The organism is Streptomyces sp. NPDC059256, assembly GCF_042753785.1.
In the GTDB taxonomy this organism is placed as follows: Bacteria; Actinomycetota; Actinomycetes; order Streptomycetales; family Streptomycetaceae; genus Streptomyces.
This window is the reverse complement of record NZ_JBHYZO010000002.1, coordinates 324,397-346,648: the sequence shown is the minus strand read 5'-3', so window position 1 is coordinate 346,648 and position 22,252 is coordinate 324,397. Positions and strand designations below refer to the sequence as shown.

18 protein-coding genes and 1 tRNA gene are annotated in these 22,252 nt (G+C 67.5%); 9 read left to right on the top strand and 10 right to left on the bottom strand.

Annotation, left to right across the window (positions count from 1 at the left end):
- Positions 1-121: 121 nt before the first annotated feature.
- Positions 122-208, bottom strand: a tRNA-Leu gene (locus tag ACFXJL_RS06070).
- 1,113 nt (positions 209-1,321) lie between these two features.
- Between ACFXJL_RS06070 and ACFXJL_RS06065 the strand changes: the two genes are divergently transcribed.
- The 6 genes from ACFXJL_RS06065 to pknB all read left to right on the top strand — a co-directional run bounded on the left by ACFXJL_RS06065 (position 1,322) and on the right by pknB (position 9,822).
- Complete coding sequence (locus ACFXJL_RS06065) at positions 1,322-2,164, top strand: DUF3662 and FHA domain-containing protein (protein ID WP_358876961.1); 843 nt, start codon at positions 1,322-1,324, stop codon at positions 2,162-2,164.
- A 10-nt stretch (positions 2,165-2,174) separates the two neighbouring features.
- Positions 2,175-2,687 (top strand): FHA domain-containing protein, encoded by a 513-nt coding sequence (locus tag ACFXJL_RS06060; RefSeq protein ID WP_329021284.1) that lies wholly within the window; start codon positions 2,175-2,177, stop codon positions 2,685-2,687.
- Between the two features lie 136 nt (positions 2,688-2,823).
- Positions 2,824-4,359, top strand: coding sequence for a PP2C family serine/threonine-protein phosphatase (locus tag ACFXJL_RS06055; RefSeq protein WP_358876962.1), 1,536 nt, complete (start codon positions 2,824-2,826; stop codon positions 4,357-4,359).
- A gap of 26 nt (positions 4,360-4,385) precedes the next feature.
- Entirely contained in the window at positions 4,386-5,795 is a 1,410-nt protein-coding gene (locus ACFXJL_RS06050) for an FtsW/RodA/SpoVE family cell cycle protein (protein WP_358876963.1), read from the top strand.
- The gene (locus ACFXJL_RS06045) at positions 5,792-7,246 is read left to right on the top strand and encodes a penicillin-binding transpeptidase domain-containing protein (protein WP_358876964.1); all 1,455 of its coding nucleotides are present in this window, start codon (positions 5,792-5,794) and stop codon (positions 7,244-7,246) included. The genes ACFXJL_RS06050 and ACFXJL_RS06045 overlap by 4 nt, the downstream gene beginning before the upstream one ends.
- Before the next feature lie 578 nt (positions 7,247-7,824).
- Positions 7,825-9,822 (top strand): Stk1 family PASTA domain-containing Ser/Thr kinase, encoded by a 1,998-nt coding sequence (pknB, locus tag ACFXJL_RS06040; protein WP_358876965.1) that lies wholly within the window; start codon positions 7,825-7,827, stop codon positions 9,820-9,822.
- Between the two features lie 264 nt (positions 9,823-10,086).
- Here the strand turns inward: pknB and ACFXJL_RS06035 are convergent, their stop codons facing one another.
- The 5 genes from ACFXJL_RS06035 to ACFXJL_RS06015 form a co-directional block, all read right to left on the bottom strand.
- Positions 10,087-10,767 carry a class E sortase gene (locus tag ACFXJL_RS06035; RefSeq protein WP_384689583.1) on the bottom strand — a complete coding sequence of 227 codons (681 nt, stop codon included), beginning with the start codon at positions 10,765-10,767 and terminating at the stop codon, positions 10,087-10,089.
- Between the two features lie 40 nt (positions 10,768-10,807).
- Complete coding sequence (locus ACFXJL_RS06030; RefSeq protein ID WP_384689580.1) at positions 10,808-12,130, bottom strand: class E sortase; 1,323 nt, start codon at positions 12,128-12,130, stop codon at positions 10,808-10,810.
- Positions 12,127-12,765 (bottom strand): aminodeoxychorismate/anthranilate synthase component II, encoded by a 639-nt coding sequence (locus ACFXJL_RS06025; RefSeq protein ID WP_358876968.1) that lies wholly within the window; start codon positions 12,763-12,765, stop codon positions 12,127-12,129. The genes ACFXJL_RS06030 and ACFXJL_RS06025 overlap by 4 nt, the downstream gene beginning before the upstream one ends.
- Entirely contained in the window at positions 12,762-12,980 is a 219-nt protein-coding gene (locus tag ACFXJL_RS06020) for a hypothetical protein (protein ID WP_358876969.1), read from the bottom strand. The genes ACFXJL_RS06025 and ACFXJL_RS06020 overlap by 4 nt, the downstream gene beginning before the upstream one ends.
- A 196-nt stretch (positions 12,981-13,176) precedes the next feature.
- Complete coding sequence (locus ACFXJL_RS06015; protein ID WP_384689577.1) at positions 13,177-13,977, bottom strand: DUF881 domain-containing protein; 801 nt, start codon at positions 13,975-13,977, stop codon at positions 13,177-13,179.
- A gap of 139 nt (positions 13,978-14,116) precedes the next feature.
- On the opposite strand from ACFXJL_RS06015, the gene crgA reads away from it, so the two are divergent.
- Positions 14,117-14,374, top strand: a complete 258-nt coding sequence (gene crgA / locus ACFXJL_RS06010; protein ID WP_329021272.1) for a cell division protein CrgA — start codon at positions 14,117-14,119, stop codon at positions 14,372-14,374.
- 584 nt (positions 14,375-14,958) lie between these two features.
- Here the strand turns inward: crgA and ACFXJL_RS06005 are convergent.
- Positions 14,959-15,855, bottom strand: a complete 897-nt coding sequence (locus ACFXJL_RS06005) for a rhomboid family intramembrane serine protease (RefSeq protein WP_358876970.1) — start codon at positions 15,853-15,855, stop codon at positions 14,959-14,961.
- A gap of 111 nt (positions 15,856-15,966) precedes the next feature.
- Complete coding sequence (locus tag ACFXJL_RS06000) at positions 15,967-16,497, bottom strand: peptidylprolyl isomerase (protein ID WP_358876971.1); 531 nt, start codon at positions 16,495-16,497, stop codon at positions 15,967-15,969.
- 331 nt (positions 16,498-16,828) lie between these two features.
- Between ACFXJL_RS06000 and ACFXJL_RS05995 the strand changes: the two genes are divergently transcribed.
- Entirely contained in the window at positions 16,829-17,515 is a 687-nt protein-coding gene (locus tag ACFXJL_RS05995; RefSeq protein WP_358876972.1) for a DUF5324 family protein, read from the top strand.
- A gap of 43 nt (positions 17,516-17,558) precedes the next feature.
- Here ACFXJL_RS05995 and ACFXJL_RS05990 read toward each other — a convergent pair whose 3' ends face one another.
- Complete coding sequence (locus ACFXJL_RS05990; protein ID WP_384689574.1) at positions 17,559-18,377, bottom strand: DUF6344 domain-containing protein; 819 nt, start codon at positions 18,375-18,377, stop codon at positions 17,559-17,561.
- A gap of 849 nt (positions 18,378-19,226) precedes the next feature.
- On the opposite strand from ACFXJL_RS05990, the gene ACFXJL_RS05985 reads away from it, so the two are divergent.
- Entirely contained in the window at positions 19,227-21,152 is a 1,926-nt protein-coding gene (locus ACFXJL_RS05985; RefSeq protein WP_384689571.1) for a protein-arginine deiminase domain-containing protein, read from the top strand.
- Between the two features lie 81 nt (positions 21,153-21,233).
- Here the strand turns inward: ACFXJL_RS05985 and ACFXJL_RS05980 are convergent, their stop codons facing one another.
- Positions 21,234-22,220 carry an iron-siderophore ABC transporter substrate-binding protein gene (locus ACFXJL_RS05980; RefSeq protein ID WP_358876975.1) on the bottom strand — a complete coding sequence of 329 codons (987 nt, stop codon included), beginning with the start codon at positions 22,218-22,220 and terminating at the stop codon, positions 21,234-21,236.
- Between the last annotated feature and the right edge of the window lie 32 nt (positions 22,221-22,252).

The window sequence follows — 22,252 nt, the reverse complement described above, 5'->3', positions numbered from 1 at the left end:
AGCGTTCGTCCCGGTTGTCGGCTGTTCATCCCGCCAGGTTGCCCCCGGCAGTGGCGACATACGAGAAACGGGCCTCCACCGCGACTTTCGTCACTGTGGAGACCCGTTTCATCGAATCTCATGGTGCGCGAGGGGGGAGTTGAACCCCCACGCCCTTTCGGGCACTGGAACCTGAATCCAGCGCGTCTGCCTATTCCGCCACCCGCGCATTGGGTGTTTGCCACTCGGATCTTCACCGGCCTGGTGTGTCCCCTGGCGACATGCAGAAGATTAGCACGGTGCACAGGGTGGATTCGAATCCGAATGTTTGACCTCCGGCACGGGCGAACAGGCGATGGCGGAGTGGGCCGGCACCGGGCACCACCAGCGGTCGGGACGGTGCGGGCACTGAGCAGAGCGCGAGGAAGTGAGCGCCTCGCACCCGCTCGCGGCCACTCGTGCACAAGACCAGAACGGCTCCTGGCCAAGGGCCCGCAGCGGGCGGGCACCGACGCCGGCGCGCAGCGGCGGAACCTGGATCGAAGACCGATTCAGGAGAAGAACGCCGACGGCCGGCCCAAACCACAAAGAGCCGGTATCCGGGAGAGCCGGAAACCGGGGGAGCCGGGGCGGGGAGCCGAGGAGCCGGGGGCAAAGCATGGGCACAGCGGACCCGGATGGTGCCCCGGGGCGACAGAGCGCCCGGCGATCTTCGCCACCGAGCGCGCCGCATCGAGTGCGCTGCTCGGGGCACCCGGCAGGGCGACCGATTCGTCACGGTCCCCACAACCGGGGCACAACCGTGGCACGAACGGGAAACAAGGCGCGGGGGCGAACAGGTCCCCGACCGCGGAGCCCGTCCCCCAGAACGAGCGGGCCCAGAGGCCGGAGAGGTGAGAGAGGTGATCCCGCGGGCCGTACAAAGTGCGGGCGAGCGGTGCATCCGTGGCCCGACAACTGCAAGCCGGCAGCAGGCACCGAAAAGGCGCCGACTTCGACCGACACCCGCTCCTCAGGCTCTGACCAGCCTCTGAGCGGGCATACCCGAGGGGGAACCCGGAGGGGAACAGGGCAGGACCAGCGGCAGAGCGGCGGATGCATCGAGTACCGGACAACGGAGAGACTATGGAAGACGGCAAGCGACACCGACGCCGCGGAAGGTCGGGCACCCGCTCCTCCTCGGCGTACCCCGGGTGCGGGACACTGTCATAGAGCCGCCTCTACGATCCGTGTGAGAGGTGACACTCATCGACGGTGCAGACAAGGGGAACCAGCCGATTTCCCGACGCGTGGATACGATCAGTAAGCAGTATCAGGACGGCAGCAATGGAGGAGGTGCCCGATGGGAGTCCTGAAGCGTTTTGAGCAGCGGCTCGAAGGCATGGTCAACGGCACCTTCGCCAAGGTGTTCAAGTCCGAGGTCCAGCCCGTCGAGATCGCCGGCGCCCTCCAGCGCGAGTGCGACAACAACGCGACGATCTGGAACCGCGAGCGAACAGTCGTCCCCAATGACTTCATCGTCGAGCTGAGCACACCCGACTTCGAGCGGCTGAGTCCCTACTCGGGCCAGTTGGGCGACGAGCTCGCCGGACTCGTCCGCGACTACGCCAAGCAGCAGCGGTACACCTTCATGGGCCCCATCAAGGTCCATCTGGAGAAGGCCGACGATCTCGACACCGGCCTCTACCGGGTGCGCAGCCGCACCCTCGCGTCGAGCACCTCACAGACTCCCGGTGGTCCCGACACCGACGCCGGCGGCTACGGCTATCCGCCCCGCGCGGTCGGCGGCGCCCCCGCCGGAGCACCGCCCATGCCGGACGCCCCGCCTCCTGGCGGCCGTCCAGGTCCCACGCCGATCGGGGACCGCCGCCCGGCGAGCAGCCCCGGACCGCTGCCCGGGGGGCAGGTGCGGCGCTGGATCGAGATCAACGGCACCCGCCATCAGATTTCCCGCTCGACGCTGGTCCTCGGTCGCAGCACCGACGCCGATGTGCGCATCGACGACCCCGGCGTATCGCGTCGCCACTGTGAGATCCGGACCGGAACGCCCTCGACGATCCAGGATCTCGGGTCCACCAACGGCATCGTGGTAGACGGACAGCACACCACCCGCGCTACGCTCCGCGACGGCTCGCGGATCGTCGTGGGCAGCACCACCATCGTTTACCGGCAAGCCGAAGGGTGAAGCGGGGGCAATGTCAGAGCTGACCCTTACGGTCATGCGGCTAGGTTTTCTGGCCGTTCTGTGGCTTTTTGTGATCGTGGCCGTTCAGGTCATTCGTAGCGATCTGTTCGGTACGCGGGTCACGCAGCGCGGTTCACGCCGCAATGCCGACGCGCGACCGCAGCAGGCGCGTCAAACCGCCGCGCCACCGCAGCAGCGGCAACAACCGAGTGGACGTCAGCGCCGCGGGGCGCCGACCAAGCTGGTGGTGTCCGAAGGCACCCTCACCGGTACTACGGTGGCGCTACAGGGCCAGACCATCTCCCTGGGTCGGGCCCACGACTCAACAATCGTGCTGGACGACGACTACGCGTCCAGCCGGCATGCCAGGATCTACCCGGACCGTGATGGCCAGTGGATCGTCGAGGATCTCGGGTCCACCAACGGCACCTATCTCGACCGGACCCGGCTCACCACTCCGACGCCGATTCCGCTGGGCGCGCCGATCCGCATCGGCAAGACCGTCATCGAGCTGCGGAAGTAGTAGGACATATGACAGCGCGCGAGCGGAGCGAGCGAGCCGCCGCGGTCCCGAAAGCGGACCTGGATCGGCTCCCGACCGGAGGGTGGGCAGTGTGGCGCGAGACCGGCTGTACCCCGAGCCGACGGGCGAGGTGCGCATGAGTCTGTCTCTGCGCTTCGCCGCCGGATCGCACAAGGGCATGATCCGCGAGGGCAACGAGGACTCCGGCTATGCCGGGCCCCGGCTGCTGGCGATCGCCGACGGCATGGGCGGTCAGGCGGCGGGTGAAGTCGCCTCGTCGGAGGTGATCTCCACGCTGGTGACGCTCGACGACGACGTGCCCGGATCCGATCTGCTGACGTCACTGGGGATGGCCGTACAGCGGGCCAATGACCAGCTGCGCCAGATGGTCGAGGATGACCCCCAGCTCGAAGGCATGGGCACCACGCTCACCGCCCTGCTCTGGACGGGCCAGCGGCTCGGCCTGGTCCATGTCGGTGACTCGCGTGCCTATCTGCTGCGCGACGGTCTGCTGACGCAGATCACCCAGGACCACACCTGGGTGCAGCGACTCGTCGACGAGGGTCGGATCACCGAGGAGGAGGCCACCACCCATCCGCAGCGTTCGCTGCTGATGCGTGCGCTCGGCAGCGGTGACCACGTCGAACCCGATCTGTCGATCCGTGAGGTCCGTGCGGGCGACCGCTATCTGATCTGCTCCGACGGCCTGTCGGGCGTGGTCTCCCACCAGACGATGGAAGAGACCCTCGCCAGCTACCAGGGCCCGCAGGAGACCATCCAGAACCTGATCCAGCTGGCCTTGCGTGGCGGCGGACCGGACAACATCACCTGCATCGTCGCCGATGTCCTCGACACCGACTCCAATGACACCCTGGCCGGTCAGCTCAGTGACACGCCGGTCGTCGTCGGTGCGGTCGCAGAGGTTCAGCACCAGCTGAACGACGGTGGAGCGATGCAGACCCCGGCGGGGCGCGCGGCAGGGCTGGGGCGTCCCGTCCCACCGCAGAGCGGGGGATTCGGCCCGCCCGGCAGTGGTGAGGACCCGGGGTACGGCGGAATGCCTCCGGGTGGCTCGTACGACGCGTACAACGACGACGACTTCAACAAGCCCAACCGGGGGCGTTCCTGGTTGAAGAGATCGTTCTTCATCGGGCTCGCGCTCGCGGTGGTCGGCGGCGGTCTCTACGGCGGTTACCGCTGGACGCAGACGCAGTACTACGTCGGCACCGAGGGCGAGAACGTCGCCCTCTACCAGGGCATCAGCCAGGATCTGGCCTGGGTCTCGCTCTCCAAGGTGAAGAAGAACCACCCCGAGATCGAACTCAAGTACCTCCCGCCCTACCAGCGCAAGCAGGTCGAGGCGACGATCACCCAGAAGAGTCTCGGCAAGGCACGCTCCAAGATCAGTGAACTCGCCGCGCAAGCCTCCGCCTGCAAGAAGGAGGAGCAGCGTCGCGATGCGGCCGATCGTGTGAGTGCGGCGCCGCCCGGTGAGGGCGAGGCGGGCGGCACGACCGGAGTGCCCGCCACCCAGAACGCCAAGCAGAACACCGAGCAGAACGTCGACCAGACGAACGTCAGCACGCCGTCCACGGCCTCTCCGTCTCCTGCGCCGGGCCCCACCCTGTCGGAGGACGAGCAGAAGCTGGCCTCGAACTGCGGGAAGCAGTAATTCAGCCGTAGGGGGCCCTCTCCACCATGAGCGTTGTGACCAACACCACCACGATCGGCGCGATCGACGCACCAAGTCGCCGCAACACCGAGTTGATGCTGCTCGGTTTCGCGGTCGCCGTCCCGGTGCTCGCGTACATCAATGTGGGGCTCGCCCTCGACGGCAAGCTGCCCGCCGGTGTCCTCGGCTACGGGCTGGGGCTCGGGCTGCTCGCGGCCGTGGCGCACCTGGTGGTGAGAAAGTTCGCCAAGTACGCCGATCCCCTGCTGCTGCCGCTCGCGGTGCTGCTCAACGGGCTCGGGCTGGTGATGATCTGGCGGCTCGACCAGTCGCCCCGGTTGATCCAGCGCGCGGAGGGCGCTTTCGGTTCCTTCACTCCGGACGCCCCCAAGCAGATGCTGTACTCGGCGATCGGTATCGCCCTCTTCGTGGGCGTCCTGCTGCTGTTGAAGGACCACCGCATCCTCCAGCGCTACACGTACATCTCCATGGCCCTGGCGCTGATCCTCCTGGTCCTGCCGATGTTCTTCCCCGCCCGTAACGGCGCGAAGATCTGGATCAGCCTCGGTCCGATCAACATCCAGCCAGGCGAGTTCGCGAAGATCATCATCGCGATCTTCTTCTCCGGCTATCTGATGGTGAAGCGCGATGCGCTGGCCCTCGCCAGCCGTCGGGTGATGGGCCTGTACCTGCCGCGCGGGCGAGACCTCGGTCCGATCCTGATGGTCTGGGCGATGTCCATCCTGATCCTCGTCTTCGAGACGGACCTCGGTACCTCGCTGCTGTTCTTCGGCCTCTTCGTGATCATGCTGTACGTGGCCACCGAGCGGACCAGTTGGATCGTCTTCGGTCTGCTGATGTCCGCGGCCGGTGCGGTCGGCGTCGCCACCTTCGAACGCCACGTCCAACAGCGCGTCGAGTTCTGGCTGAACCCCTTCGCGGACAAGACCTGGGCACAGAGCGAGCAGATCGGCCAGGCCCTGATGTCCTTCGGCGCGGGCGGCACCCTGGGCACGGGACTGGGGCAGGGCAACTCCGACCTGATCATGTTCGCCGCCAACTCCGACTTCATCCTCTCCAGCTTCGGCGAGGAGTTGGGGCTGGCCGGGATGATGGCGTTCCTGATGATCTACGGGCTGATCGTGGAGCGCGGCGTACGTACGGCACTCGCCGCCCGTGACCCCTTCGGCAAGCTGCTGGCGATCGGCCTCTCCGGAGCCTTCGCCATCCAGGTCTTCGTCGTCGCCGGTGGAGTGATGGGCCTGATCCCGCTGACCGGTATGACGATGCCGTTCGTCGCGGCAGGTGGTTCATCGGTGATCGCCAACTGGGCGCTGATCGCCATCCTGATCCGCATCAGCGACACCGCCCGCCGGCCGGCGCCCGCACCCGCCCCGTCCCCCGATGCCGAGATGACCCAGGTGGTCCGACCGTGAACAAGCCCCTGCGCCGGATCGCGATCTTCTGTGGACTGTTGATCCTCGCGCTGCTCGTGCGCACGAACTGGCTCCAGTTCGTCGAGGCGGAGGAACTGAACACCCACGACCGCAACCGCCGTGTCCTGATCGACCGGTACGCCAGCGAGCGCGGCAACATCATCGTCGACGGCAAGCCCATCACCGGCTCGGCGAAGACCGACGACACGGACTTCGCCTTCAAGCGGACCTACGTCAACGGCCCCATGTGGGCGCCGGTGACCGGGTACGCGTCACAGGCGTTCGGTGCCAACCAGATCGAGAACCTTGAGGACGGCATCCTCACGGGCAACTCCGACCAACTCTTCTTCGACCGCACGATGGCCATGTTCACCGGCGACAAGAAGAAGGGCGGCAATGTGGTCACCACCCTCAACGGAGCCGCCCAGCAGGCAGCCTTCAAGGGCCTCGGCTCCAAGAAGGGCGCGGTCGCGGCGATCGACCCCAAGACCGGCAAGATCCTGGCACTCGCCTCCACCCCTTCGTACGACCCCTCGTCCTTCGCCGGTTACGGCGCGGCAGACGAGAAGGCGTGGAACGCGCTGGAGAAGGACAAGGACAAGCCCACGCTGAACCGCGCGCTGCGCGAGGTGTACCCGCCCGGTTCGACGTTCAAGGTGGTCACGGCCGCGGCGGCGCTGGAGCACGGTGTGCTCAAGGACATCGACGAGCCCACGGACACCCCCGAGCCGTGGAAGATCCCGCTCTCCACCCAGCCGATGAAGAACCACGCCAGCGGCTGCGAGAACGCGACCCTGAACCGGGCCATGGAGGTCTCCTGCAACTCCGTCTTCGCCAAGCTCGGCGATGAGGTGTCGCGGGACAAGATGCTGGAGACGGCCTCGAAGTTCGGCTTCAACGCCGAGCACTTCGTACCGGTTCGCGCTTCGTCCTCCACCTATGACAAGAACATGGACCGGGGTGGCAACGCCCTGTCCTCCATCGGTCAGTTCAACACCACGGCCACGCCCCTCCAGATGGCCATGGTCACCGCGGCGATCGCGAACGACGGCAAGCTGATGAAGCCGTACATGATCGACCAGCTGGAGGCCCCCAACCTCGATGTGATCGAGAAGACCGAGCCGCAGGAGCTCAGCCGCCCCGTCTCCCAGGAGAACGCCCAGCTGCTCCAGAAGATGATGGAGAACGTCGTCCAGAAGGGCACGGGCGGCAATGCCAAGATCAACGGGGTGACGGTCGGCGGCAAGACCGGTACGGCGGAGAACGGATTCAACAACGAGGGCACGCCGTACGCCTGGTTCATCTCGTACGCAAAGACCGGTGACGGCTCTCCGGTGGCGGTCGCGGTCGTGGTCGAGGACAGCGACGCCCGCGGCGGTGACATCTCCGGTGGCGGGCTGGCGGCGCCGATCGCCAAGGCGGTCATGAAGGCGGTCCTCGACAAGAAGTGATCGACCGGCGGTGCCCGTGGTTCTCGTCCCTTCGCCAGAGCGATGTTCGGCGGCAGAGCGAGAACCCGGGCCCCTTCCGTCGGGTCCGAACAGATCGACCGAACCGTGCTGCTCTCCGGGCCGGCTCCGACTGCGGCTCTGATCACCGCCCGTCCTGGCCGTTCCGGAGGCATTCACCCCCTCGGCTCCGTGGGCTACGTCACAGACGTGATCACCCGCGGAGGCCGTTCCGGCCTGTTTCGGCTCAATTCGCAGGGCAGTTTTCCGGGTGATTCACCACGGTCGGATTGCGCACGCCCTCCCGCCGTTCCATCACTCCCGCGAACGAGTGGTGGCAGGCGGTCAGCCGTCATCATTCCTGGCAGCCCGCCCGAAAAGGTCGTTTCGATCGGCTGGAGCACCCGGTTCTCGACCAGCGATTCACCATGGCCCGGTCAGCCCTGGTGAGCTGCTCGCAGAGGGATTCGGAACTCGTATACCGGTCGGATATCGGCTACCCGGGAGGGCCGGGTTACATCCGACGCGACGGGTACCGTATCCCAGGCAGCCACAACTGGTTCAGGGAGAGGTTCACCGCTATGGAAGAGCCGCGTCGCCTCGGCGGCCGGTACGAGCTGGGCTCGGTGCTCGGCCGTGGTGGCATGGCCGAGGTCTACCTCGCCCACGACACTCGGCTCGGCCGCACCGTCGCTGTCAAGACGCTGCGGGCGGACCTCGCCCGCGATCCGTCTTTCCAGGCCCGGTTCCGCCGCGAGGCCCAGTCGGCCGCCTCACTCAACCACCCGGCGATCGTCGCTGTCTACGACACCGGCGAGGACTACGTCGATGGTGTCTCCATCCCCTACATCGTGATGGAGTACGTCGACGGCTCCACACTCAGGGAGTTGCTGCACTCAGGACGCAAACTGCTGCCCGAGCGCACGCTGGAGATGACCATCGGCATCCTCCAGGCGCTCGAATACTCCCACCGCAACAACATCGTGCACCGGGACATCAAGCCGGCGAACGTCATGCTGACGCGCACCGGTCAGGTGAAGGTGATGGACTTCGGCATCGCCCGCGCCATGGGCGACGCCGGGATGACGATGACGCAGACCTCGGCCGTCATCGGAACGGCCCAGTACCTCTCCCCCGAGCAGGCCAAGGGGGAGCAGGTCGACGCCCGTTCCGACCTGTACTCGACGGGCTGCCTGCTCTATGAGCTGCTCACCGTGCGTCCGCCGTTCATCGGCGACTCGCCGGTGGCCGTCGCCTACCAGCACGTGCGCGAGGAGCCGCAGGCCCCCAGCTCCTTCGACCCCGAGATCACGCCCGAGATGGACGCGATCGTCCTGAAGGCCCTGGTCAAGGATCCTGACTACCGGTACCAGTCCGCCGATGAGATGCGCGCGGACATCGAGGCGTGCCTCGACGGCCAGCCGGTCGCCGCGACCGCCTCCCTGGGCGCGGTCGGCTACGGCGGCTACGGCTCGGACGACCAGGCCACCACGGCCATGCGTCACCAGGACCCGGCCGCAGCCCAGACGTCGATGCTGCCTCCGATGAACCCGGACGACGGCGGCTACGGCAGCTACGACGACCGCAGGGGTGATCGTCGACGCCAGCAGAAGAAGTCCAACATGTCGACGATCCTGCTGGTCGCGGCGGGCATCCTGGTGCTCATCGGCGCGGTGCTCATCGGCCGGTTCATCTTCGACGGCGACAAGAAGGTCGGGGACATCGCGGTACCGACCTTCGTCGGCAAGACGGTGGAAGAGGCCCAGGGCCTCGCGACCAATGCCCGCGTCAAGATCGCCCAGTCCGGCTCTCAGCGCTGTGACCAGCCCAAGGACACCATCTGTAGCCAGAACCCGGCCAGCGGACGGATGGAGCAGGGCGAGACCATCCAGTACGTCCTGTCCGAGGGTGCCCCCAAGGTCGAGGTGCCCGACGTGACCGAGAAGTCACAGGAGAGCGCCGAGGAACAGCTGGGGCGCAAGGGCTTCGTGGTCGACGTGAAGCGGGTCGAGTCCGACCAGGAGCCCGGCACGGTCATCAAGCAGGATCCCCCGGCCAACAGCATGGCCGAGCAGAAGTCCACGGTCACCATCACGGTCTCCAAGAGGGCGCAGGTGACGGTGCCTCCGCTGGTGGGGAACCAGTTGGCGAGCGCCCGACAGCAGCTCACCACCTTGAAGTTCCAGGTCCGTGAGGAGTACGTGGACTCGGACAAGCCGAAGGACGAGGTCCTGGAGCAGGATCCGCCCGGCGGCACCACGGCGGACCCGAACAGCACCGTGACCCTGAAGGTGTCCAAGGGCCCCGCACAGCAGAACACGCCGGTGCCGAACCTGTTCGGCCAGACGCTCGCCCAGGCCAAGGTCATCCTGGGGCAGTCGGGCTTCCAACTCGGCGACATCGACGGCTCCGACGACGACAACGCGATCGTCATCTCCCAGGACCCGCAGGGCGGCGCCCAGGGCAATCCCGAGCAGCGGGTGAACCTGAAGACCGCGGGCGGCGGGGGCGACGGGAACGGCGGCAGCGAGGGAGCCATCGAAGGACTGGTCGGCGGAAACATCGGCCGAGGCGACTGATCCCCTGGAAGACCACCGGACCGCATCGATCGAACGGTCTCCGTAGCGCCGAAGTCCCGGCCCCTGTGATCTGGGGGTCGGGACTTCTGTCGTCGCAGGCCAGCCGTTGCCCATGCGGTCGGGGGGCTTCCTGCCGAGGGCCGGACGGCAACGGACGGACGATCGAGCGGGCCCGCCGCCGAACGGTCAGGCGTCAGGTGTCAGGCGGGTCGACTGTCCGTGGGTGGTGGCAGGTACTGGCAGGTGGAGGAGGCGCGGATCGTTTCAGCTCAGCTCAGCGGGCCGGGTCCGGTTGTTGTCGACCTTGACCTCACGCACCAGTTCGCCCCACACGATGTACCGGAAGTCCGAGGTGAAGACGGGTGTGCAGGTGGTGAGCGTGATGTAACGGCCCGGCTTGGTCTTCCCGGATTCCTTGGGCACCGGCTGGAGCACGTCCACATTGAACTTCGACGTCTTCGGCAGCGTCTTGTAGACCTTGTAGACGTACCAGGTGTCCCGGGTCTCGAAGACGACCGGATCGCCGACCTTCATCTTGTGGATGTTGTGGAACTTCGCCCCATGGCCGTCGCGGTGGGCGGCGAGGGTGAAGTTGCCCTTCGCGTCCGCCGGCAGCGCGGACTTGATCGGCTTGGTGTAGTAGCCGGCGGTGCCGTCGTTCAGGTCCTTGAGGTCGGTGCCCTTCTTGACCAGGACCTCACCGTTCTTCATGGCGGGAACGTGCAGGAAACCTATGCCGCCCTTGGTGTCGAGGTCGCCGGGTCCACGACCCTTCGCCCAGTCGTCGCGGATCTCGTTGCCCTGACGGGAGGACTCACGCTCGGCGAGGACGTTGGTCCACCACAGGGAGTAGACGACGAAGAGTCCCAGCACCACGCCCGCGGTGATCAGCAGTTCGCCGAATACGCTGACGACACCGGCGACCCGGCTGCGAGCACGTGACACTGCTTCTCTTCCCGTCTGGCCGACTGGACATCTGGAGTCCCTAGCCTACGAGCGCGTCCGGCTTGCCCTTGCTGCGAGGTCGTTCCTCGACCATCTTGCCCCATACGATCATTCGGAAAGTACTCGTGAACTCCGGTGTACATGTGGTGAGCGTGATGTATCGCCCAGGTCCGGAGAAACCGGACCCCGGGGGTACGGGCCCGATCACGCTGACGTTGGACGGCGGCGTCTGGGGCAGGATGCTCGCCATCTCGTAGGTGTAGTAGGCGTCCTGCGTCTCGACCACGATGGGATCGCCCGGCTTCAGCCGGTTGACGTAGCGGAACGGCTCACCGTGGGTGTTGCGGTGGCCCGCGACGGCGAAGTTGCCCGTACGGTCCGACGGCAGCGCCGTCTTCAACCCGCCCTCGTTGTAGTGGCCGACCATGCCCCGGTCGAGCACCTTCTCCTTGTCGATGCCGGCCGCCACCGGAACGACCACGTCCAGCTTGGGGATGTGCATGATGGCGAAACCCTGACCCGGCTGGAAGGCATCGGGCTTGCGCCCCTCGGCCCAGGCGTCCTGGATCTTGCTCGTCTCGCGGTCGACTTCCTGACCGGCTCGGATGTTGGTCCACCAGAGCTGGTACGTGACGAAGAGCAGCATCAGCACACCGAAGGTGATGAACAGCTCCCCGATGGCCCGGCTGGCGATCACAGCCGGGCTGTCCTTCGCCTCTCGTGCCGCACGACGAGCCTCGACACGGGTCATGGGACGCCCGGGAGGCCCGGAGGCGGAGGTGCTCGCGGCCGGCGCTCCCGGGGGCGGAGCGGCCCGTTTGCGACCGCGGGACTTGGCGGCCCTCCTGCGCTCGGCGCGGCCGGGCCCCGGAGGGCGTTCGGCCCCCGGGGCAGCCGTACCGGGCCGTGCGCCACCCGGGCCGTTGAAGTCGATGACGGGCATGGGCGCCGTGACCGGTTCCGCGGAGGGCACCGGGCGGGCACCGGGCGTGCGCGGGAAGGCGGTCGTCGCGTCCATCGGTCCCACCGGCCGATGGCCCTGTGGAGCCCGTCCGCCCCGGGGTCGCGGGCCGCCGGCCGACGCCGGTCCCGGCTGGCCCGCGCCCGCTCGTCCATCGGCGGGCCCGGGCCGCCCTCCTGGTCCGGCCGGCCGTGGTGGCGGCTGCGGGCGGTCGGACCACCCCTGTTGGTAGTTCTCCGTGTAGGCCCTGGCCCCTGGGGAGGGCTCTCCCGGATGCCCGTACTCCGCCCGCCCCGGCGGCTGCTGCGACCCGTGGACCGGCCGCCCCCGCAGCCACGGCTCCGCGGGGGGTTCCGGGTCCGCCAGGGGGTCGTACTCATCCCCGGGACGCCGGGCGGTCACGCCAGGGCCTTGCCCACCACTGGCGCGAGCCCTGCCGAACGGCCGACCGCCCCTGTGTCGCCGCACTGTTCCAGCCAGTTCGCGAGCATCAGATGGCCGTGCTCGGTGAGCACCGACTCCGGATGGAACTGCACGCCCTCGACGGGCAGTTCACGGTGGCGCAGCCCCATGATGATCCCGTCGGCGGTGTGTGCGGTGACCTCCAACTCGGCGGGCAGTTCCTTCGGCTCCGCGGCGAGCGAGTGGTAACGGGTCGCGATGAACGGCGAGGGCAGCCCCGCGAACACGCCCTTGCCCCCATGGGTGACCAGGGAGGTCTTGCCGTGCAGCAACTCGGGCGCACGGTCCACCACCCCTCCGTACGCCACCGCCATCGACTGCATCCCTAGACAGACCCCGAACACGGGCACTCCGGTGTTGGCGCAGTGGCGCACCATCTCGATGCAGACACCCGCCTGCTCGGGGGCGCCGGGGCCGGGGGACAGGAGCACGCCGTCGAAGCCGTCCTGGGCGTGTGCGAGCTCGACCTCGTCGTTCCGTACGACCTCGCACTCGGCTCCGAGTTGGTAGAGGTACTGGACGAGGTTGAAGACGAAGCTGTCGTAGTTGTCGACGACCAGAATGCGTGCACTCACCGGGCCGCTCCCTCTCTTGCCGCCGTGTCCACTGCCGCTCCCGCTCCGTCGACCGTCACATCGTTGAAGGGGAGCAGCGGCTCCGCCCAGGGAAAGACGTACTGGAACAGCACATAGACGACCATCAGGACCAGCGCGAGCGAGAGAAGCGCCCGCAACCACGCATTGCCCGGCAGATGCCGCCAGATCCAGCCGTACATGCCGTCCCTTTCCATTCGGTGCCCGCTCCAGACTAAAGGGCGGCAGGGGCCAGTGGGTCGGCTGCGCGAAGCTTGCGACCAGCGGTCCGTCACGGTCTGGGTGGTGCGCGCTCGTCCCACGCCCGGGACGCGGGCGCGGTTCAGGGTCGGTCGGAGCTCGAAATCCCGTCCCACCGCAGGGAGAATCGTTCCGTCCGAGCGGTGTCGGCTATTACTCCGCGAGCTTCGCGTGGTGGAGGTCCACGGTGCCCGAGTAGCCGGGCAGGGTGACCGCCTTGCGCTCGTCGACCTTCCAGCCGAGGCCGTACGCCTTCACATAGAGCTGGTAGTTCTGGAGCGCCGGGGACGCGTCCAGCGCCTTGCGCAGCCCGTCCTGGTCCCCGACGGCCGTGATCTTGTAGGGCGGTGAGTAGACCCGGCCCTGGAGGATGAGGGTGTTGCCCACGCAGCGCACCGCACTGGTGGAGATCAATCGCTGGTCCATGACCTGGATGCCCTTCGCGCCGCCCTGCCACAGGGCGTTCACCACGGCTTGCAGGTCCTGTTGGTGGATGACCAGGTCGTTGGCCTGCGGCTCGGGGTATCCGGGCGCGGCCTGGGCTCCGGGGGGAGCGTCGTTCAGGGTGACGGTCAGTGCGCTGCCGGCGACCTTCTGGGTCCCCGCGGCCCGCTCCAGTGCGCCGAGCCTCTTGTCCTCGGCATCGGTGAGATCGTGCTGGCGCTCGGCGAGACCGTCGACGTCGTGGCGCAGCGCGGCCGTGGACTCGTCCAGGTCGCCGTTGCGGGCGCTCCGCTCGCGGATGAGATCGGAGAGCTTCAGCAGCGAATCGTCGGTGCGGAGATTGGTGCCCTTGGCGGTGTTGAAGCTGGTCACGAAGATCACTCCGGCCAGGGCGAAGACGGCAGCGGTCAGCACCCGGCCCGTGCGCCGTTTCAGCGCGCGGACCGTCTCATGGCCATGACCAGCCCGGCTGTCTTCCGGCCCGTGCCGGGAGTCGGCAGAATTGCTCAACGTACCCTTATCTCCTCAGGCGCCGCGGAAGCACTACGCTAACGGACGCTCGGGGGAGGCAGTGGTCCCCGTCGCTCCAGCCCAGCGCCAGCCAAAGTTATCTGCGCGGTCACGCAGCGCATCGACAGGAGAGTCCCTCGTGCCGAAGTCACGTATCCGCAAGAAGTCGGAGTTCACGCCGCCCACGGCGACGAAGCAGGCGACCAGCATCAAGCTGACGAACCGGAGCTGGGTTGCTCCGATCATGCTGGCGCTGTTCCTGATCGGCCTTGCTTGGATCGTCATTTTCTATGTGACCGAGAGCAGGCTGCCGATCGAGTCCATCCACAACTGGAACATCGTCGTGGGCTTCGGCTTCATCGCCGCGGGCTTCGGCGTCTCCACCCAGTGGAAGTAGCTCCACGGAAGTCGCGTCACGGTGGGAGCACACGCGTGAGCGGGGCTGATGCCTGCGCGAGCGCCCTTGTTCGTGTTCGCGCCGTCTCGCCCGTCCGGTGGGCACCGAGGAGTGCCCCTCGGCCGCCCGTGGGCGCCCGTGCGGACGGATTCCGCTCGGAGCCGTGTCCACAGGGCGTCTTCTCCCGTTAGGCGGCTGGGCAGCCCTTGGCGGCCGGGTTTCTCGACAGGTCCGAACGTCTGAACCTGTGGGGTATCCGCGTCGTGCGTCTTGAGCCGCCCGCGGCCTCTTCGTCATGCCCTGAAGCGGGTGGCGTGGTGGCCGCTCAGCGTCGTTGACCCCTTTTCGTCGAGCTCTACCCCCAAGTTATCCACAGAGTTGTCCACAGTGGGGAAAAGGTCAGACGATCTGTGGATAACCTTCAATGTGTTGACGCCGGTGTGACTGCCGTGTGACCGACTAGGTCATCCTGGTGAAGCCTCGGGACCCTTGTCCCTACTGGGGAAACGCGTTTGCGCGGCCGATCGGCCGGTCCTGCCCGACCCCTGCGCAGGATCGGGCACACACTGTGGACAACCGGTGGATCAGATGAGCGCAGCGGTCCTGCCGACCACGGTCACCACGAGCAGCAAGAGCACTGATGCACAGGTGGCCAGCTGGACCAGGGTGCGCCGATCGCGCGGTGCGTAGACCAGTCCGAGCGTGATCAGGACACCCGCGACCAGGCCGCCGATGTGTCCCTCCCAGGAGATGTCGGGCCGGGTGAAGGTCAGCACCAGGCTCACGGCCAGGATGATCAGGACCGGCCGCATGTCGAGGTTCGTGCGACGCGCCAGAACGGCGAAGGCACCCATCAGACCGAAGATGGCACCGGACGCACCCAGCGAGGGCTGGTTGGGAGCCGCCAGCAGATAGGCGAGGGCGCTTCCCCCCAGGCCCGACAGCAGATAGACGGCGATGAACCGGCTCCGCCCGAGGGCCGGCTCCACGATCCTGCCGAGGAACCACAGCCCCAGCATGTTGAAGAGGATGTGTGGGAGCTCCTGGTGCAGGAAGACCGCGGTGATCAGGCGGTACCACTGGCCGTCCGCGACACCCACGACCTCACCGAGCTGGGGGCTGAAGGCCAGTCCGATCAGCTCGGTCTCGGCGAGGAAGCGCTCGCCGAGGGCCAGCACCAGTACGAAGACCGCGACGTTGATCCCGATCAGCACCTTGGTGACCAGGAACGAGTCCTCGGCGATGCTGCCGCCCGCTATGGTGCGCGGACGATTGGCGTCCGGCGCGTGTCCCGTACCGGAGCCGGTGCGCACACAGTCGGGACACTGGAACCCCACCGAAGCACTGATCATGCAGTCCGTGCAGATGGGGCGCTCGCAGCGGGTGCAGCTGATGCCCGTCTCACGGTCCGGGTGTCGGTAGCAGGTGGGCAGGCTCGGACTGCCCTGTGGCCGCTGCGGACTGCCTGGCGCCTGGTCCATGAGATCCCTCAATCCTCCCGAAGCAACACACCGCCCCGTCCATCCAGACGGATGGACGGGGCAGAATTGTTCCCCGTATCACCGGGAACACGTCCGACCGGGTCGCGGTGCTCAGCCGCGCTTGTCGATGACGACGGACTCGATCACCACATCGCTGGTCGGGCGATCGGAGCGCGGATCGGTCTCGGTGGTCGCGATCAGGTCCACGACCTTCTTGCTGGCCGCATCGGTGACCTCGCCGAAGATGGTGTGCTTGCGGTTCAGCAGGGCTGCGGGCACCACGGTGATGAAGAACTGTGAGCCGTTCGTCGCCGGGCCGGCGTTCGCCATGGCCAGCAGGTACGGCTTGTCGAAGACCAGTTCCGGATGGAACTCGTCCGCGAACTCGTAGCCCGGGCCGCCCATGCCGTTGCCCAGGGGATCGCCGCCCTGGATCATGAAGTCACGGATGACACGGTGGAAGATGGTGCCGTCGTACAGCGGGGTGCTCGTCTTCTCGCCGGTCGTTGGATTCGTCCACTCACGGGTACCGCTGGCGAGCTCGACGAAGTTCTTCACCGTCTTCGGTGCGTGGTTCGGCAGGAGCCTGATCTCGATGTCGCCGTGGTTGGTCTTCAGGGTGGCGAAAAGCTGCTCGGCCACGGTCACGTCCTTCGTCGATGAAGCTCGATACGGCCTCGATCCTCGCACGAAGCGGATGAGCTCGGCCAAGTCCCGGGGTGTCCGTGACCCCCGAGCCGCCGGCGCACGGGCCGTCCGGTCCCGGCACGGAAATGTGCGCATCCCGGATGGGCATCGAGGTCCCCGGGTAGGGGTGGGAGACATCGCGCCACCGCCCGGATTGACCCGGATGCCCGCCCCGCATGCCGGGACGCCGGTCAGCAGGCATGATTTCGGAACAGGCGGAAAGGCGAGAAATGCCGCGCTGGGGACTGCCCCAGGGCTAGGAACGCCACCGAGGAGGAGGATTCCCGTGACCCGCATGGACAGCGTGCGCGCCGCGACCGATTCGGCGAGGGAGAGCGTGCTGCACGCCGCGGAAGTGGTGGCGCCATACGCCGGAACGGCCAAGGACCAGGCCGCGCTCTACGCACACGAAACTCGCGTACGGATCGCACCCAAGGTCAACAAGGCCGCGAAGCAGGCCCGCTACCAGGCCCGTACTCAGTACGACGCACTCGTCGCACCGCATGTGCCGCCGAAGGTCGACGAGGCTGCACACCGAGCCGCACTGCAAACTCGGAAGGCCGCTCGTCAGGCGGCGGAGTACACCAAGCCGCGCATCGAGTACGCGGTTGCAGCCGCAGGTCCCGTACGGGAAGAGGCTGCATCTCGCTCCGCTGCCGCGCTGGCCGCGCTACGCGGACAGGTGACGGCGAAGGAAGTTCATCGGCTGATCAGAAAGCACGAGCGACGTTCGAAGGTCGCACGCTTCGGCAAGGGGCTGGTGATCGTCTCAGTGGTCACAGGGGGCGCCTTCGCCCTCTGGAAGTGGTGGGACCGGCAGGCCAATCCCGATTGGTTGGTGGAGCCGCCCGCGGCGACCGAGGTCTCGGAGCGCGATCCGCTGGCTGCCGTCGACGGCAGCCCGGAGGCACTGGATCCCGAGGTCCAGGCGAAGCAGGACGAGGCGGAGGCCAAGGGCCAGGACGAGCGCTGACCGCCGTGTGAGGTGCCGGGAGGGCAGAAGTTCTCCCGGTGCCTCATGCTGCCTTCAAGGCGCTCGATGTGCCCGGGTCGTCCTCGTCGGTGCCCGCATCGGCGTTCGGGGCGCGGAACCGGTCCAACTCAAGGACCCGCTCACGCCGCGCGGACGCACGGTCCGAGCACTGGTCGATGCCACGGACACGATCCGGACGGAGGGTGCCCCTGTGCGTCGAGTCGATGGCGCGGTGGCCGTCCTGGTCGAGCCAGTCGCCACAGCGGGCAGAGGGCGCGACGACGGGTGGGGGCTCGGCGGGCGAGCTCACATCGATGGTCAGGGGTGCATCAGCGCTGGCGTTCGTCGCAGGGTGGCCGCCGACACCGGTCGGGCCATGGGCAGAGGTCGAGCGGGGGGCAGCACCCGCATCGACGGCCAACCGGGCGTCGGCACCACGGCTGAGCCAGCGGGCCCTGCCGAGGCCGAACAGCGAACCCAACCGGGATCCGGAGGTCGTCGCTGCGTCGGCGTCCGCTTCGAGTACGGGCAGTTTGCGCACCGACGGGGACGAGCCGTGGGCTTCGGCCCTGATGCGCTGCTTGATGGTCGGCGGGAGCGACCGTTCGCGCACCGCCGGGCGCCAGCACCTCCGCTGTGCCGGGACCAGTGCCCGTGCGGCATCGGAGGTGGTTCTGGGGCCGACGACGGCGGCGCTGTCGTCCGGGCGCTCCTGCTGCGGGAGCACCGGCAGCGCGGACGGCCGGGCGGTCGGCAGTACGGCGGCGGGGGCGTGCTTCTTGGTGAGTCCGATCGACGCGAGCAGCGCGAAGAATGCAGTGATGAAGGTGGTCCACAGATCTCTGACCTTGACGACGGCCATGATCCCTCACTTCCCATAGTTCGTGTTGGGCGATCTACATACCTTCCTTATGATGTGTACGCACCCCGAGTTGCGAAGGACCGACGCAGCCGCTACGCAGTTCTTCTGATGAACACCACCCGGTCGGCTCAATCAAGGCCCGGGGACGGCTGCCGGGAACGGCGAATGACCGTGCGTCAGCCGAAAGCGCCGACCGTCAGAAAGCACCGAGAGTAGTTGTCTTTCGATCGTCGGAACCGCTCGGGGAATGAGGGCTCGGGCCGTCTCTCCAGGACTTCCCAGGGGCATCCAGCAAGGCCGACCTCGCGTACAGCGCCCTGTCTCCGGGGCACAGCTGATCACTTTCGGTCATCCCCCGGACCGCTGCCATAGGACCGCGCGGTACGCAACCGGAGCGAGCACATGAAGTCCTGACTGCCTTCCGGAATCCATCGCGTCCCGGAGCTCGATGGGCTCCGCGAGCCGTTCCGATACGGCCGAACGAGACCGGTTCGGGGTAATACCACCGAACACGACCGGAATGCCTTCCGGAATCCGACGGACCCCGGAAGGAACCGAGCCCGATCCAAGCGATCCCATGCCGCCCCCCATCCGTCCGGCCGATGGGCGCGCATCCGACTCGACCGATGCGTGCCCACCCGGAGAGCCGATCGCGGCATTTATCGGCGTCATTCTCAGGGTGCGGCTCTGCTCATTCTTCGGAGGTATTGGAAGTCATTCCCCGGTTGTACTCGCCATGCGCTATCAAGTCAGTTGCCAGAAATTCGGACAGCTATCAGAACCGGCTCAACCCCGCGACTCCCCGCGGGCTCCTCCTGGTCGAAAGGCAAGCGATCGAGGAGGAACCCCTTGGGTATCCAAGGCTGGAGAACTGCCGCAGCGGCCACCGGTATTGCCGGTGTCCTCATCGGCACGGCCGTCATACCGGCCGTTGCTGCACCGACCGCCGCACCGAAGACAGATCTGCGGGCGGACGTGAACCGCGACGGCAACGTCGACACCACCGGAACGACCGATACCGCGGGCGAGGACGGCTGGACCCGCCACCGGGGCGCGGTGGTGCTGCCCAACATCGACGACGACACCAAGCGCTGTCCGATCCGAAACGCGGCGGGCAAGCCGCTGACGGACGCCCAGCTCGCCGCCTGCCACGATGCGGCGGACAGCGTGCTGAACGGCGCGAGCGACGCCGCGGACCTGGCCCGGTTGAAGACCGTGCCCGCCCCCGACGTCTCCCGTCAGGCCACCGGCGCGGTCACGATCGTGGGCGGGGGCAAGGCCAGACTGTTCGTCAACCGTGGCGGGAAGTGGCAGCACTTCAAGCCGTCCGACCGGCTCACGTCGGCGGAACTCCGCTCCGGCGTCGAGCTGGGCATCGAGGCCACCGATGTGGTGCGGGACGCCAAGGTGTGGGACGGCAAGGTCCGCGTCCGGCTAAGCATCACCGACGGCACGGCCACCGCTTCGGACGAGGTTCTGCTGAAGACCGCGCCCGTACTGACCCACCATCACCTCCAGAAGGCGCAGGAGGTCCTGGTCACCAAGGTCGGTCCGGACGTCACCTACCCGGAGCTGGTCGCCGAGCAGCACAAGTTCGTCGCGAACCTGGAGCGCGAGGTCAAGGCGGCGGGCATCACCAAGCCGGTGAAGAAGTTCACCAAGTACGGCGACCCCTGGGCACAGGACTTCGTCGAGCCCGGCTACGTCAGCATGACCGGCCCGGGCGGCAAGACCCACGCCATGCGGGTGCTGATCCGCTCCGCCCAACTGGACCGGGAAGCCGGGCGCGAGCTGTTCGAGAAGCTGCGCGGCAAGGACGTCGGCGTGGTGCAGGTCGCCGACGCGTTGAGCAGCGAGGAGTGGACGCTGAACTCCATGGGCAACCTGGAGACCGTTCCGCCCTACGCCCACCAGGGCAAGGAGTACCCGGCCGGCCGGATCATCATGGGACACCGGCCCGACTCCAAGTCGCTGCCCGCGAAGTCGATGCGGACCTTCCTCGCTTCGCAGGGCATGCAGTCGCCGCTGCTCCTCGACACATCCTGGCTCGCGGTCGGCCACGTGGACGAGTTCGTGCAGTTCCTGCCCGCGAAGACGGCGCGCGGCTGGCGGATCGGCATCACGGACCCCCAGGCCGGGGTGGCTCTGCTGAAGAAGGCCAAGGCCGATGGCCACGGCAAGAAGAAGATGTTCTCGGTGCCCGGTAAGTTCGGTTCGCCCGCACCCCCGGAGACCATCGCCCAGGTGCTCGCCAGCAAGACCTTCCAGGCGGACAACAAGCTGGCCAGCGAGCGCATCGAGGCCAATCTACGGACGCTGAAGGCGGAGACCGGTGTCACCGACGCCGAGGTCGTGCGGGTGCCCGGCCTGTACTACCGCGGCTCGCTGGACGGCACGACCGCCGCGGGGCAGCGGGACAGGAAGCTCCAGCGGCTCGGCGGCGACTACTTCAGCAAGACCAAGATGGGTCCGCAGGCCAAGCAGTCGGCCACGGCCAAGGCGGCGCCGGGGGTCTGGCAGAACCTGGCCTATGTGCCCGGCGCGGTCAACGGCGTGGTCCTGAGCGACTCCCGCTATCTGTCGGCCAAGCAGTGGGGGCCGGTGATCGGCGGGAAGGACATCTTCGGCGCGGCGGTCTCCGCCGCCTATGCGAAGGCCGGCTTCACGACGGCGTACATCGACGACTGGTACACGTACCACATGGGCGCGGGTGAGGTGCACTGCGGCACCAACACGCTGCGGGACATGTCCCGGGCCTGGTGGAAGCGTCCCTGACGCAGCCGCTCGCCCTGCTCCGAGGAATGCCGAGGCCCCCGCACCAGAAGGTGCGGGGGCCTCGGCCCGAAGCGGAACAGGTCACTTGGTGAGGGCGGCCTGGAGCTCGTCGAGGATCTTGTCGGCGCCGCTGTATCCGATGCCCTGGATCCACAGCTCGTCCTGGACGGGGAAGACCTTGCCGGCCTTCACCGCCGCGAGGTTCTTCCAGACCGGCCCGCCGAGCACCTCGGTCGCCTTGGCCTTCTTCGGGTCACCGATCGTGGAGTGGAAGATGACATCGGCATCCGCCATGTTGATCTTTTCGGGGCTCACATTGAGCATGAAGCCGTCCTCGGCCTTGTCGGTGACGGCCGGGCGGCCGAGACCGACATCGGCGAGAACCGTACCGATGTAGTTCTCCTTGCCGTAGATGCGGATGTCCGCACCTTCGACGAAGCGAACCATGTTGACCTCGGTGGCGGCGGCCTTCTCCTTGCCGCCCAGCGCCTTGGTGACCTCGGCGACGTGGGCGGTGTAGTCCGCCACCGTCTTCTTCGCCTCGTCCTGCATGTTCAGCGCCTCCGCGTGCACCAGGAAGTTCTCCTTCCAGGGCAGGCCGGTGCTCTCCGTCATCACGGTCGGCGCGATCTTCTTCAGCTCGGCGTACTTGTCACCGTGGCGGAGCTTGCTGGTGAGGATCAGATCGGGCTTGAGCGCGGCGATGGCCTCCAGGTTGGGGGTCATCATCTCGCCGACGAGCTTGACGTCCTTCAGCTGGTCAGCGGGCAGGTGCGCGGGGAAGCCGGTGGCCGAGTCGGTACGGGTGGTCCCTACGGGCTTCACCCCGAGGGTCATGACGGAGTCCAACTCTGCGGTGTCCAGGACGACGACCCGCTGCGGCTCGGCGACGACCTGAACATCGCCCATGACCGTCTTCAGGGTGCGCTTCTCCGCGGCCTTGGAGTCCTTCTTCTCCTTGGTGGTGCCCGAGTCGGAGTCGGAGCCGCAGGCGGTGAGGGCGAGGGCGCCCGCGACCACGGTGGCCAGGGCGGCGGCGCGACGGCGCCGAAGGGAGTTGCTGATCATGGCCTTGCTTTCGGTTCGGGTGACAGAGGGTT